Genomic DNA, 13,018 nt, shown 5'->3' with positions numbered 1-13,018 from the left:
AGCCGATTGTGAACCGCCGTAGAGATTTCAATACTGGCAGAGGCAACAGTTCCAGAGCCCACGGGAGCTGTCCTCTCAGCCAAGTCTGATTGCGGTGCCGCCTGGACTAGTTCTGAACGCGCCGTGCTGGTAAGCACTTAAGTCGTTCGGGTTGGCGGCTCTTGCGGCCAGTGCGTTGCCCCAGAAAGACAGGCCATCAAGTCGGTTTTTCAGGTTATTGATGTAGGGAACGCTGACAGAAATACCCAGTGCATCGGCCTGTTTTGCGAGGAACAGCTCGTTGCGTGTTTCAAGAAAGCTGTCCAGGTTTACTTGAGTGACATAGACCACGGCATCGCGGTTCTGTGGGTTAGCGTTCACTTCGAAGAGAGAGGTAGTCCGCATCGTTCGGCGGGTGGTAGTCTCCGCCTGGTCTTGAGCATGGCGACCTCGCCCCACGGTTTTGATGGTCGTTGTGGTCAGCGTTTCATAATGGTCTACCTCGAAACGTCTATGAATTGCGCTCCTCGTGGGCCGAAAAGCACCGGGCGTCTTAGGGGCGACATTGGCAACAGCTGGCGCAGGCTTGACCAGAGCCAGTACATGCCCGCTTGGGTCGCAGTGATTGATCGGGTCAGCGCTGCAATACGCATAGGCATTCACCCTCCCACTCCCAAACGGGGCCCAGCTGTCGGGCGAGTGAAACCGCATCAACGCCGGGCTGTAGGCGCGATATCCATTACCCAGCAGATAGCACGCGGATGTCGCCTCGTAGTATTCCCCATTGAAGCCGCACAGTGGTCGGGCTGACTGGGGCGCCGGGTTTTGGCCGTACGCCGTATAGGCCTGGGCTGGCGTTGTGTCGCCATTGAATTTGACAAGGACTGAGTGGTGGTCGTCGGTTGCGAGCACCCCGTTGCCACCAGATAGGCTGAGTTCAGCCAGTGGCCTGTCGTTGTCACGTAGAATACTGCGTAGTTGCAGGCCGTGTTCAAACGTTACTAATTTGTTGTTCTGATAAAAGAACCGAACACGGGTGGCCAGGCGTCCCATATAGCGCTCCTGATTGGTGGTATTACGGGGATTGGCATTCCAATAAACTGTGGTGCGAGACTGTATAGATAGCAACTGGCACAAATGACAGGTCATGCGCTTCTGGCGCAGGTGGCGTGGTGGAGGTGGGCGTGCGCTGAGCACACGACCCTTTAGGCGTAGTTCGATAGGCGCTTGTCTCTGCTGCTTGAATCCTATGAGTGTTAGGCCGGCACCATCGCAAAGCCCACACCAAAGCGGTTCCAGGCATTGATGGTGGCAATCGCCAGGGTCAGATTGGTCACCTCGTTGGGCGAAAAATGCTCGAACAACGCTTCGTACTCTGGCTGTGGCGCGCCGCGCACCGGGAGCTGGGTCAGGCTCTCTACCCACGCCAGCGCCGCACACTCGCGTGGGGTGAAGAAGCGGGTTTCGCGCCACACGCTCAGGGTTTGCAGACGCGCCTCGGTTTCGCCAGCCTTGCGTGCATCGTTAGCATGCAGGTTGATGCAGTAAGCGCAGCCATTGAGCTGCGAGGCGCGCAGGCGCACCAGCTCAAGCAGCGAATGCTCAAGGCCGGAACCTATGACCGCTTGCTCGAGGGCAAGCATTGCCTTGTAGGCCTCCGGAGCCTGCTTGGCCCATTCGATACGTTCATGCATGGCGTTTCTCCGCTTGGTTGAAAAGATGGCGTTACCTTAGCGCTGGGCCGCAAAACCCCGAATAGCCAATACGAACGTTTGCCAGGGGGCCAATGGCGGCATTCAGGTGGCCACTGGGTTGCATCCAATATCTTCATTTCTGCAGGCGCCCGGCACTGGGGATAATGACGCGGTCTTTCAGCGAGTACCGAGTCATGCCCCAACCGATGTCCGCTTCTTACCGTCAATGCCTGCAGGCGATTCAACCATGAGGGGCGCACTTGACCTGCTGCTGGTGGTGCTCCTGGCGCTGAACCTGCGGCCGATCCTCACCAGCATCGGGCCGTTGCTTGAACCCATGCGCCAGAGCACCGGCCTGGGTTATCAGCAGGCCGCCTTGCTGACGGCGTTGCCGGTGTTGTGCATGGGCCTGGTGCCGTTGTTGCAGCCGTGGCTGCGGCGCTGGTTGAGCGAGCACGCCGGCATGCTCGCCGGGCTGTCGGCGATTGCCCTGGCTTGCCTGTGGCGCTTGCAGTTGGGGAGCGCGGGCGCGTTGATTGCCAGTGCGGTGCTGGCGGGGCTGGGCGTTGCGGTGGTGCAAGGCATGATGCCGGGCTTGGTCAACCGCTGGTTCCCCGGGCGCCTGGCTGCAGCCATGGGGCTGTACTCGGCAGCACTGATGAGTGGCGGCGGCTTGGCCGCACTGCTGGGGCCGTCGATCAGTGCGTACTTTGGCCGCTGGCAGGTGGGGCTTGGGCTGTGGGCAGTGCCGGCGGTGCTGGCACTGTGCGCTTGGCTGGTGCTGCGCCCGCGTAAAGAAGCCACGACGTTGGGCGGTGCTGCGCGCGGGCATTGGTTCGGCAACCGCCGGGCGTGGTTGCTGGCGCTGTACTTCGGGCTGATCAATGGCGGCTATACCAGCATGGTCGCGTGGCTGCCGGCCTATCACCTGGAGCACGGCGGCACCGCCCAGGGTGGTGGCGAGCTGGTGGGGCTGATGACTGTGTTCCAAGTGGCTGGTGCATTGGGGCTGCCACTGCTACTGCGGCGCCTGACTGACCGCCGGCCGGGGTTATGGTTGGCATTGCTGGTGCAATTGGGTGGTTTTTCCGGGCTGCTGCTGGCACCGGGCAGTGCCATGGGCCTGTGGGTGGCGATGATCGGGCTGGGCCTGGGCGCCTGCTTCAGCCTGAGCCTTACCCTGACGATCGAGCACCTGCGCACGCCGGCCGAGGCGGGCAGCCTGGCAGCGTTCGTGCAGGGGGTCGGCTTTATCGTGACGGGCATCGTGCCGTACATCACCGGTTGGCTACGCGATGTCAGCGGCGATTTCCAGGCTTCCTGGGCGCTGCTTACCTGCACAGTGCTGGCCATGCTGGTGGTCACGGCATGCTTTGCGCCCAATGGCTATCGCCAGGCGATAGAGCGCAGGGGCCAAGAGGTAACGACTGCTGCGGTCAACTGAGCACGTGCAGGGTGTCGGCGACTCGGTCCAGGGCCGGGTCGATGTCCAGCAGCTCGATAGCGCCAAAGCCCATCAGTAGCCCCGGTTGCAGCGGGGCTTGGCTGAAAAATGGCGCCAGGGAATACAAGCCCACTTCGGCCCTGCGCGCCAGGCTGATCAACCGTTCTACATCGACGCCGGGGTTGGCCAGGGCACTGAGGTGAAAGCCTGCGCTGGCCGGTACTGCGCGTAACCACGGCGCAAGATCGCCGTTGATGCGTGCCAGGATGCGCTCGCGGCGTGCGCTGTAGACATCGTGGCAGCGGCGGATATGGCGGCTCAAGTGGCCTTCGCTGATAAACCGCGCCAGCGCCCACTGCGGCAAGCTCGGGCTGTGCCAGTCGGTCAGTTGCTTGGCCACACAGGCAGCCTGCATCACCGCTGGCGGCAGCACTGTGTAGCCCAGGCGCAGCTCGGGCAGCAGGGTTTTGGAGAAGGTGCCCACGTAGGCAACCAGCCCGTTGCGGTCCAGGCGCTGCAAGGCTTCGGCGGCAGGGCCCTGGTAGCGGAATTCGCAGTCGTAGTCATCCTCGATGACCAGTGCGCCCAGTTCGGCGGCGCGCGCCAGCAGCGCATGGCGGCGCGGCTCGGCCATCGGCATGCCCAAGGGGAACTGGTGCGAAGGCGTGACGTAAATCAGCCGCGTGCCAGCGGCAATCTGCTCGACGCACATGCCCTGGTCATCCACCGCTACCGACTGCACATCGGCGCCCAAGGCCAGGAACAGCTGGCGCGCCGGTGGGTAGCCGGGGTCTTCCATGGCCACTTTGCTGCCGGGCTCGATCAGCACTCGGGCGATCAGGTCCAGCGCCTGCTGGGCGCCGTTGCACACCAGTACATCGCTGGCGCTGCAATGCACGCCGCGGGCAAAGGCAATGTGGTGGGCGATCGCCTCGCGCAGTTCGGTCAGACCTTGTGCGGCGAACTTGAGCTCGCGGTGGTGCTGGCTGCGGCGCAGGGCGTATTGCATGCAGCTACGCCACTGGTCGTACGGGAACTGCGCCTTGCTGGAGGCGCCGCCAATGAAGTCGTAGCGCGAGGGCCCATCCAGCCCGCGCAGGCTTAACACCGTGGCACGCGAGCGCCAGCGTTCTAGCATGTCGGCACCGGCCAGCTGTGCGCCTTGGGCGGGGGGCGGTTGCAGCGCTCGGCGCGGGCTGATGAAGGTGCCGCGCCCGACTACGCCGCTGATCAGGCTCTCGTAGGTCAGGCGTGAATACGCCTCAGCCACGGTCTTGCGCGAAACCCCCAGTTGCTCGGCCAGCAGGCGGGTAGGGGGTAACTGGGTGCCAGCAGCCAGGTGGCCACTGTCGATACCCTCGCGCAGTTGCTGGTAGAGCTGGTCGGCGAGGCCTTTACGGCCTTCAAGGCGAATGTGCAGTTCCATGGGGGGGCCCGCAGGGTTGTCAGGGGGCAGGCAGTTCAGCCGGCCATTTTCTCGATCAATGCCCACAGCTGTGGGTCATCGAAATTGTCGATTACCAGCTGTGCGCCGGCTTCATGCAGACGCTCGGCAGTTTGCGTGGTAGCCACCCCCACGGTAAAGATGCCGGCGCCGCTGGCGGCCTGGACTCCAGGCAGGGAATCTTCGAAGGCCAGGGCTTGGCCAGCCGGTGCCTTGAGCCGCTGCAACCCGGTGAGGTAGGGCAGTGGGTCGGGCTTGGGGCGCTCCAGCTCATCGGCTACCAGCACATGCTCGAACCAGTCACCCAGGCCCATGCCAGTGAGCATGTGCTCGGCATTGAGCCGTGGTGCGTTGGTGACGACGCACATGCCGATGCGGTGTTCACGGGCGTAGCTCAGCAGGCGCAGCAGGCCAGGCAAAGGCTCAAGTTCTGGCGACAACTCGCGAAAAAGCGCCTCTTTGCGCTCGGCCAAGGCCTGGCGTTGCCGGGCATCGGCCTGGGGGAACAGTTCGGCGAACAGCTCGCCGTTGGACCGCCCGCTGATGCGTGCATCGAACTGCGCCTGGCTGAGTTCGCGGCCGTCGTAGTCGTGCAGCAATGTGCGCAAGGCCTGCAGGTGCAGGGTGTCGGTGTCGGTGAGGGTTCCGTCGAGGTCGAACAGCAAGGCGGTCAGCATCGGGCATCCTGATCAAGGAGAAACAATTCAGCAGCATCATAGCCAAAGCCGCCGATGAAGGGGGCTGTTCAGTGTTTCAAGAAAAGAGTACAAATGTGCTCTATGGACAACTTATCCCCCAAACGCCGTGCCATCCTCGGTTTCATTCGCGAGCGCATCACCGATCAAGGCCAGCCACCGTCGCTGGCCGACATCGCCGAGCGCTTCGGTTTTGCCTCGCGCAGCGTCGCACGCAAGCACATAACCGCCCTGTGCCAGGCCGGCTACATCGACGTCACGCCCAACCAGGCGCGTGGCATTCGCCTGGCCGAGCCCCTGCGCCGCCCCGAAATCCTCGAAGTGCCGGTGCTCGGCCAGGTGGCTGCCGGTGCGCCCATCGGCCCAGACCTCGGCATCCACGAGCAATTGATGCTCGACCCCAGCCTGTTCCGGCGTACGCCCGACTACCTGCTGAAGGTGCGCGGCGACTCAATGGTCGATGACGGTATCTTCGACGGTGATCTGGTCGGCATCCTGCAACAGGCGGATGCCCGCGATGGCCAAATTGTCGTCGCCCGGCTGGATGGCGAGGTCACCATCAAGCGCTTGCAGCGCACCCGCGAAGGTTTTCGGCTGCTTCCACGCAACCCCAACTACCAGCCCATCGATGTGGGCCCAGAGCGCGAATTCTTTATCGAAGGCGTGTTCTGTGGCCTCTTGAGGCGTGACTGATGGGCGCCGTGGTTGCGCTCGACCGGCTGCTCGACCAACGCCAGGTATGGCGTGGGCGGCAGGCTCAGGCGCGGCCGCAGGGCTTGCAGCCCAGTGGCTATGGTGCGCTGGATCAGCGCCTGCCCGATGGTGGCTGGCCGCCTGCGGCGCTCAGCGAACTGCTGTTGGCCAGCCCCGGTTGTGGCGAGCTGCAGCTGCTTTGGCCAACCTTGGCGCGGCTCACTGGCGCGGGCGAGCGCGTGGTGCTGGTGGCGCCACCGTTCATTCCCTACGCCCCGGCCTGGCAGGCAGCAGGGGTCGACCTGCGCTGGCTGGCCCAGGTCGAGGCCGATAATGCCGAGGCCCTGTGGGCTGCCGAACAGTGCCTGCGCTCGGGCAGCTGCGCTGCCGTGCTGTGCTGGCCGGAACGCGCCGAGGACCGCGCGTTGCGCCGCTTGCAGGTAGCCGCCGAAACCGGTAACGCGCTGGCCTTCGCCTGCCGACCGCAGCAGGCGGCCCATAACCCATCGCCGGCTGCGCTGCGCATTGCCATTGACGCCCGCCCTGCGCAGTGGCGGGTCATCAAGTGCCGTGGCGGGCTGCCGCCGGCGCTGCCCATCGCCTCTGCGCAGCGCAGCTGACCGCTATGCTCTGGGCCTGCATCCTGTTCCCGCAGTTGGCGCTGGACAGCATCCTGCGTGAGCGCGACGACGCCGACGCACCGCTGGTACTGATCAGCGGCCCTGTGCAACGGCGAGTGCTGCAAGCGGTGAACCCCGCGGCTGCCAAGCTTGGTTTGCGTGCCGGCCAGGCATTGACCGCAGCGCGTGCCTTGGCCGACGGTTTCACCTGCGTCGAGGCTGACCCTGCGCGCATCGAGCAACTGCAACAGTTATTGGCCACCTGGGCCTATCGTTTCAGCGCCCAGGTGAGCCGGCATTACCCCCGCGCCTTGTTGCTGGAGGTGGGTTCGAGCCTGCAATTGTTTGGCCCCTGGCCGGCATTTGAGGCGCGCCTGCGCCAAGAGCTTGCCGAACTGGGCTTGCGCCAGCGCATTGTGCTGGCCAGCAACCCCGTAGCGGCGCGCATGTTGGCCAACGCCCACGATGGCCTTGCCGTGACCGACCCCAATGATACCCGCGCCGCCTTGCTCAACCTGCCCATAGACCGCGCGGGGCTGCCCGCCGATACCCGCGAGGCGCTGATGCGCATGGGTTTGCGCAGGCTCGGCGAGGTCATGGCGCTGCCGCGTGATGCCCTGGCCAAGCGGTTCAGCGCGCAGGTGCAAGTGCACCTGGACCAACTGTTCGGCCTGCGCAACCTGGGGCTGGGTTTCTACCTGCCGCCCGACCGTTTCGAGGCGCGGCTAGAGCTCAATTTTGATGTCGAGTCGCACCAGGCGTTGCTGTTCCCGCTACGCCGGCTACTCAACGACCTGGCGGCGTTTCTGGCCGGGCGCGATTGCGGCGTGCAGCGCTTTGCACTGCACCTTGAGCACCACGAAGGCGCCGCAACTGTGCTGCTGGTCGGTCTGCTGGCTGCAGAACGCGATGCGGCGATGCTGTTCGAGCTGGCCCGTGGGCGGCTTGAAGCGCTGACCTTGCGCGCCCCGGTACGCACCCTGCGGCTGCTGGCTGATGATCTGCCAGCCTTTGTGCCCCAGCACCAGGCGCTGTTCGACCCCCGTGCGCAGCAGAGCCAACCCTGGGAGCAACTGCGCGAGCGCTTGCGGGCGCGGTTGGGGGATGACGCCGTCAAAGGCTTGCGCGCCGAGGCCGATCACCGCCCCGAGTGCGCCTGGCAAGGGGCCGAGCAGGGCGCACCGGGTGCCTTGCTGGCGCCGCCGGGCAGCCGCCCCGGCTGGCTGCTGCCCGAACCCCGGCTGTTGTCCGAGGCAGGGCTGCAACTGCTCGGGCAGGCCGAGCGTATCGAGTCCGGTTGGTGGGATGGTGGCGATGTGCGCCGGGATTACTACCGGATCGAAACCCGCGACGGCCTGCGGGGCTGGGCCTACCGCGACCTGGCCCAGCCCGGCCCGCTGTGGCTGCAGGGCTGGTTCGCATGAGCGGCGCGGGCTACGCCGAGCTGCACTGCCTGTCCAGTTTCAGCTTTCAGCGCGGCGCCTCAAGCGCCGACGAGCTGTTTCGCCGCGCCCGCGAGCAGGGCTACCAGGCCCTGGCGATTACCGACGAATGCACCCTTGCCGGCATTGTGCGGGCTTGGCAGGCGGCCAAGGAGCATGGCCTCAAGTTGATCGTTGGCAGCGAAATACAGGTGCAGCAGGGGCCAAAGCTTGTGTTGCTGGTGGAAAACCTGGCGGGCTACCAGAACCTCTGTGCGCTGATCACCCAGGCGCGGCGCCGGGCCGAGAAGGGCAGCTATCAGGTGCTGGCCGAAGACCTCGCCGCCCACCAGCATGGCTTGCTGGCACTGTGGGTGCCGGGCGCTGCGCCCGATGCCATTGCCGGGCAGCACTTGCTCGATGTATTCGGTGAACGGCTATGGCTGGCGGTGCACCTGCATCGAGGCGCCGATGACGACGCGCGCCTTGCGCATTTGCAGGCGCTTGGCGGGCAACTGGGTATCCCGTTGGTGGCCTGTGGCGATGTGCATATGCACGCCCGCGGGCGCCGCGCGTTGCAGGACTGCATGACGGCCATCCGCGCCCATTGCAGCGTGGCGCAGGCCGGGCAGTATCTGTTCGCCAATGGCGAACGCCACCTGCGCCCGCTGGAACAGCTTCAGGCGCTGTACCCCGCCCCGTTGCTGGCCACTTCCGTGGCGATTGCCGAGCGCTGCAATTTCGACCTGAGCCAATTGCAGTATCAATACCCTCGCGAGCTGGTCCCCGAGGGCCACACGCCGGCCAGTTGGCTACACACGCTCTGCGAGCAGGGCCTGCCACGGCGCTGGCCACAGGGGCCGAGTGCGCAGGTGCGTGAAGTGCTGGCCAAGGAACTGGCGCTAATCGAAGAGCTGGGCTACGAAAGCTACTTTCTCACCGTGCACGATATCGTCACCTTCGCCCGCAACCAGCACATTCTCTGTCAGGGCCGTGGCTCTGCGGCCAACTCGGTAGTGTGCTTCGTGCTGGGCATCACCGAACTCGATCCCATGGAACATCGGCTGCTGTTCGAGCGTTTTCTGTCGCGCGAACGCAACGAGCCGCCAGACATCGACGTGGACTTCGAGCACAACCGCCGTGAAGAGGTGATCCAGTACGTATTCCGCCGCTATGGCCGGCATCGCGCCGCACTTACAGCGGTAGTCAGCAGTTACCACGCAGCCGGCGCTGTGCGCGATGTGGCGCGGGTGCTGGGCCTGCCAGCAGATCAGGTGGATGCCTTGGCCAAGTGCTGTGGGCGCTGGAGTGACCGGATTCCCGACGCAACCCGCCTGGCCGAGGCCGGGTTCGATGCGCAAAGCCCGTCGCTGCGGCGCATTCTGGTGCTGGCCGGCGAGTTGATCGGTTTCCCGCGGCACCTGTCGCAACACCCCGGCGGTTTTGTCATCTCCCAGCAGCCGCTGCATGAGCTGGTGCCGATTGAAAACGCGGCCATGCCTGAACGCACGGTGATCCAGTGGGACAAGGACGACCTGGACATGGTCGGGTTGCTCAAGGTCGATGTGCTGGCCCTGGGCATGCTCAGCGCCTTGCGCCGCTGTTTCGACCTGCTGGCGCTGCACCGGGGGCGTGAGCTGACACTGGCCAGCATCCCCCCAGAAGACCCGGCCACCTACGCGATGATCAGCCGCGCCGAAACCATGGGGGTGTTCCAGATCGAGTCGCGGGCGCAAATGGCCATGCTGCCCCGGCTCAAGCCTGCAACCTTCTATGACCTGGTCATCGAGGTGGCGATTGTGCGCCCGGGGCCGATTCAGGGCGACATGGTCCACCCGTATTTGCGCCGTCGCTTGAAGCAGGAACCGGTGACTTACCCCTCGGAAAAACTGCGCGAGGTGTTTCAACGCACCCTTGGCGTACCGCTGTTTCAGGAACAGGTCATGGAGCTTGCCATGGTCGCCGCCGACTACAGCCCAGGCGAAGCGGACCAACTGCGCCGCAGCATGGCGGCCTGGAAGCGCCACGGCGGGCTGGAACCGCACCGCGAGCGGTTGATCGACGGCATGCTGCGCAATGGCTACGAGCTGGCCTTCGCCGAGCGTATTTTCGAGCAGATCAAGGGGTTTGGCAGTTACGGCTTCCCCGAGTCCCACGCCGCAAGCTTCGCCTTGCTGTGCTATGCCAGCAGTTGGCTCAAGTGCCATGAGCCGGCGATTTTCACCTGCGCGCTGGTCAACAGCTGGCCCATGGGGTTCTACAGCCCTGATCAGTTGCTGCAAGAGGCGCGGCGCCTGGGTATCGAGGTGCGCCCGGTGGATGTGTTCCATAGCCAGTGGGATTGCACCCTGGAGCCGCTGCAAGGTGACGAACTGGCGATTCGCTTAGGCTTGCGGCAGATCCGCGGCTTCAGTGAGGCCGACGCCCGGCGCCTGGAACAAGCCCGCGCGCAAGCGCCCTGGCGTGATATCGAAGACCTGTGCCAGCGCGCCGGCCTCGACCAGCGGGCCCGCGCCCGGCTGGCCGATGCCGGCGCGCTCCGGGCCATGGCGCGTGACCGTCATCAGGCCCGCTGGCAGGTCGCGGCAGTGCAGGCGCAGTTGCCGTTGTTCGCCCAGGTGCAGCCCGTGGCCGAGCAGGCGGTGGAGCTGCCGGCCCCGACTGTGGGCGAGGATCTGCGGGCTGATTACGACACCTTGGGCACGACCTTGGGCCCGCACCCGCTGACCCTGCTGCGTGCCCGCCTGCGTGCGCTGGGTTGTCGCAGCTCGGCCGAGTTGGACGGCCTGGCCCATGGCGACAGTGTCGCCGTTGCCGGTATCGTTGTCGGCCGCCAGCGCCCGCAGACGGCCAGCGGGGTGACCTTCGTCACCCTTGAAGACGAACACGGCATGCTCAATGTGGTGGTGTGGCGCGAGCTGGCCGAGCGCCAACGCCGTGCGCTGGTGGGCTCGCAATTGCTCAAGGTCAGTGGGCGGCTGGAGCAGGAAAACGGCGTGCGCCACCTGATTGCACGGCGGTTGGAGGATGTCAGCCAGTTGTTGCAGGGATTGGATGTGCGTAGCCGCGATTTCCACTGAGGTCGAATCCATGTTCCAGTCTCCACGCGATCTAGCGTAGGAGCGGCCTTGTGTCGCGAAAGGGCTGCGTAGCGGCCCCGGCGATTTTGCATGAGGTCAAGATCCTGGGGCCGCTACGCAGCCCTTTCGCGGCACGAGGCCGCTCCTACACAGGGACTTTGTCGTACGTGGGCTACACCATCGCCAACCGCTGCTTGCGCGTGGGCGGTGCAAATGCCCGGTCAATCTCCTGCAAATCCTGCTCACTGAGCACCAAGTCCGCCGCCGCCGCATTTTGCTGCACATGGGCAGGGCTCACTGCCTTGGGGATGGCAATCACGCCCTCCTGGCGGGTTACCCACGCAAGGCTCACCTGTGCAGGCGTGGCACCATGGCGTTCGCCGATCTGCGCAAGCACCGGGTCGCGCAACAAACGCCCAGCCTGGGCCAGTGGGCAGTAGGCCATGGTCGGCATGTGCTGCGCCTGGCTCCATGGCAGCAGGTCGAACTCAATGCCGCGCTCAGCCGGGTTGTACAGCACTTGGTTGGTCGCACAGGCCGGGTTGTTCAGCTCGTGCAGGTCGTCCAGATCGAAATTCGACACCCCCCAACGGCGGATCTTGCCTTGCTCGATCAGGCGCTCGAAGGCTTCCACGGTCTCTTCAAGTGGGTACTGGCCGCGCCAGTGCAGCAGGTACAGGTCGATGCAGTCGGTGCCAAGGCGCTTCAGGCTGCGTTCGCACGCCTCGGGCACGCCGCGCCGGCTGGCGTTGTGCGGGTAGACCTTGCTGACCAGAAACACTTTGTCCCGGCGCCCGGCGATGGCCTTGCCCACGACTTTTTCGGCGCCGCCCTCGGCATACATTTCGGCCGTGTCGACCAAGGTCATGCCCAGTTCGATGCCCTGTTGCAGCGCCGCCACCTCGGCGCGCTGGTTGCCGGGGTCGTCACCCATGTACCAGGTGCCTTGGCCAATGGTTGGCACTTGGGCGCCGGCCAGATTCACGTATCGCATGTCACCTCCTGAGGATGGGTATGGGCAAGCAGCACGTCGAGCAGTGCCTCGGCCGCCCTGGACAGTTTGTGGTCGGCCAGGGCGATGACGCCTATGCGCCGTTGCACCGCAGGCTCCACCAAGGGGACGCAGCAGGCGCCAAGTTCGCGCATCTGTTCGATACACAGCGCAGGCACTGCACTCACGCCCAAGCCGCTGGCGACCATGCGCCCAACTGTAGCCAGTTGATGGCTCTCGAACGCCACCGCCAGCTTGCCATGGTCGGCGGCCACCTGCTGCTCAAGCAGCAAACGCACCGCCGAGGGCCGTTGCAGGGCGACGAAGTCTTCGGCCAATAGCTCGACCCAGCGCACTTGAGCCTGCTGGGCCAGCGGCGAATCGGCAGGCACCACGGCCACGAATCGGTCCATGTACAGCGGGTAGAAGCGCAGCGCAGCGCTGCTGTCGGGTTCGAAGCCGATGCCCAGTTCGACGCGGCGATGGCGCACCAGTTCCAGTACCTGTTCGTTGATCACGTCATGCACCGTGACGTTGACTTTAGGGTAGCGCCCACGGAACACCTTCAATGCGTCGGGCAGCAGGTTGCCGGCGTAGGAGGGCATGGCTGCCACCGAAACCCGCCCCAGCTGCAAGGTAAAGCGCTGGCGCAGCAGTTCTTCGGTGTCGTCCCAGTCGGCCAGCAGGCGGCGCGCCAGCGGCAGCAGCACTTCGCCTTCAGGTGTCAGGCTGACGCTGCGGGTGGTGCGGGTGAGCAGGGCGCCGCCGAGGTTGTCCTCCAGCGCCTTGATGGTCAGGCTCAAGGCCGGTTGCGAGATGTGCAGGTGTTCACCGGCCTGGGCAAAGCTCTGGTACTTGGCCACGGTGACGAAGGCGCGCAACTGTTTGACGTTCATGGAGGGACGTGGCCTTTGTTTTGTAAAAGTTATCAATCAATGACTAAAACAAAATTAACAA

Annotated in this window: 11 protein-coding genes; 5 read left to right on the top strand and 6 right to left on the bottom strand. The window is 64.8% G+C overall.

The window, feature by feature from the left end:
• Positions 1-75: 75 nt before the first annotated feature.
• Positions 76-1,032 (bottom strand): RHS repeat-associated core domain-containing protein, encoded by a 957-nt coding sequence (locus HU719_RS09140; RefSeq protein WP_186535087.1) that lies wholly within the window; start codon positions 1,030-1,032, stop codon positions 76-78.
• A 203-nt stretch (positions 1,033-1,235) separates the two neighbouring features.
• A complete protein-coding gene (locus HU719_RS09135; RefSeq protein ID WP_186517994.1) occupies positions 1,236-1,673 on the bottom strand; it encodes a carboxymuconolactone decarboxylase family protein in 438 nt (145 codons plus the stop codon).
• A gap of 247 nt (positions 1,674-1,920) precedes the next feature.
• Between HU719_RS09135 and HU719_RS09130 the strand changes: the two genes are divergently transcribed.
• The gene (locus tag HU719_RS09130) at positions 1,921-3,117 is read left to right on the top strand and encodes a CynX/NimT family MFS transporter (protein WP_186535088.1); all 1,197 of its coding nucleotides are present in this window, start codon (positions 1,921-1,923) and stop codon (positions 3,115-3,117) included.
• Here the strand turns inward: HU719_RS09130 and pdxR are convergent.
• Both pdxR and HU719_RS09120 read right to left on the bottom strand, forming a co-directional pair.
• A complete protein-coding gene (gene pdxR, locus HU719_RS09125) occupies positions 3,110-4,543 on the bottom strand; it encodes a MocR-like pyridoxine biosynthesis transcription factor PdxR (RefSeq protein WP_186535089.1) in 1,434 nt (477 codons plus the stop codon). The genes HU719_RS09130 and pdxR overlap by 8 nt on opposite strands.
• A 35-nt stretch (positions 4,544-4,578) precedes the next feature.
• The gene (locus HU719_RS09120) at positions 4,579-5,238 is read right to left on the bottom strand and encodes an HAD family hydrolase (RefSeq protein WP_186535090.1); all 660 of its coding nucleotides are present in this window, start codon (positions 5,236-5,238) and stop codon (positions 4,579-4,581) included.
• Between the two features lie 102 nt (positions 5,239-5,340).
• Between HU719_RS09120 and lexA the strand changes: the two genes are divergently transcribed.
• The 4 genes from lexA to HU719_RS09100 are packed head-to-tail and all read left to right on the top strand — an operon-like array spanning position 5,341 to position 11,070.
• Complete coding sequence (gene lexA, locus HU719_RS09115) at positions 5,341-5,949, top strand: transcriptional repressor LexA (RefSeq protein WP_496197690.1); 609 nt, start codon at positions 5,341-5,343, stop codon at positions 5,947-5,949.
• On the top strand, positions 5,949-6,569 hold the full coding sequence (imuA, locus tag HU719_RS09110) for a translesion DNA synthesis-associated protein ImuA (RefSeq protein ID WP_186535092.1): 621 nt from the start codon (positions 5,949-5,951) through the stop codon (positions 6,567-6,569). Before lexA ends, imuA begins: the two co-directional genes overlap by 1 nt.
• 5 nt (positions 6,570-6,574) lie before the next feature.
• A complete protein-coding gene (locus tag HU719_RS09105) occupies positions 6,575-7,993 on the top strand; it encodes a Y-family DNA polymerase (protein WP_186535093.1) in 1,419 nt (472 codons plus the stop codon).
• Positions 7,990-11,070, top strand: a complete 3,081-nt coding sequence (locus tag HU719_RS09100) for an error-prone DNA polymerase (RefSeq protein WP_186535094.1) — start codon at positions 7,990-7,992, stop codon at positions 11,068-11,070. Before HU719_RS09105 ends, HU719_RS09100 begins: the two co-directional genes overlap by 4 nt.
• Positions 11,071-11,242: 172 nt before the next feature.
• Here the strand turns inward: HU719_RS09100 and HU719_RS09095 are convergent, their stop codons facing one another.
• Both HU719_RS09095 and HU719_RS09090 read right to left on the bottom strand, forming a co-directional pair.
• Positions 11,243-12,064, bottom strand: a complete 822-nt coding sequence (locus HU719_RS09095) for an aldo/keto reductase (RefSeq protein WP_186535095.1) — start codon at positions 12,062-12,064, stop codon at positions 11,243-11,245.
• Positions 12,052-12,957 carry a LysR family transcriptional regulator gene (locus tag HU719_RS09090; RefSeq protein ID WP_186517980.1) on the bottom strand — a complete coding sequence of 302 codons (906 nt, stop codon included), beginning with the start codon at positions 12,955-12,957 and terminating at the stop codon, positions 12,052-12,054. The genes HU719_RS09095 and HU719_RS09090 overlap by 13 nt, the downstream gene beginning before the upstream one ends.
• Positions 12,958-13,018 lie beyond the last annotated feature (61 nt).

The sequence above is a fragment of the Pseudomonas farsensis genome (assembly GCF_014268805.2).
In the GTDB taxonomy this organism is placed as follows: Bacteria; Pseudomonadota; Gammaproteobacteria; order Pseudomonadales; family Pseudomonadaceae; genus Aquipseudomonas; species Aquipseudomonas farsensis.
This window is presented reverse-complemented; position numbering and strand designations above follow the sequence as displayed.

Coding starts and splice junctions, on each gene's coding strand:
- HU719_RS09105 (WP_186535093.1), top strand. CDS start 6,575: ATGCTCTGGGCCTGCATCCTGTTCCCGCAGTTGGCGCTGGACAGCATC.
- HU719_RS09135 (WP_186517994.1), bottom strand. CDS start 1,673: ATGCATGAACGTATCGAATGGGCCAAGCAGGCTCCGGAGGCCTACAAG.
- HU719_RS09130 (WP_186535088.1), top strand. CDS start 1,921: ATGAGGGGCGCACTTGACCTGCTGCTGGTGGTGCTCCTGGCGCTGAAC.
- HU719_RS09140 (WP_186535087.1), bottom strand. CDS start 1,032: ATGGGACGCCTGGCCACCCGTGTTCGGTTCTTTTATCAGAACAACAAA.
- HU719_RS09100 (WP_186535094.1), top strand. CDS start 7,990: ATGAGCGGCGCGGGCTACGCCGAGCTGCACTGCCTGTCCAGTTTCAGC.
- lexA (WP_496197690.1), top strand. CDS start 5,341: ATGGACAACTTATCCCCCAAACGCCGTGCCATCCTCGGTTTCATTCGC.
- HU719_RS09095 (WP_186535095.1), bottom strand. CDS start 12,064: ATGCGATACGTGAATCTGGCCGGCGCCCAAGTGCCAACCATTGGCCAA.
- pdxR (WP_186535089.1), bottom strand. CDS start 4,543: ATGGAACTGCACATTCGCCTTGAAGGCCGTAAAGGCCTCGCCGACCAG.
- imuA (WP_186535092.1), top strand. CDS start 5,949: ATGGGCGCCGTGGTTGCGCTCGACCGGCTGCTCGACCAACGCCAGGTA.
- HU719_RS09120 (WP_186535090.1), bottom strand. CDS start 5,238: ATGCTGACCGCCTTGCTGTTCGACCTCGACGGAACCCTCACCGACACC.
- HU719_RS09090 (WP_186517980.1), bottom strand. CDS start 12,957: ATGAACGTCAAACAGTTGCGCGCCTTCGTCACCGTGGCCAAGTACCAG.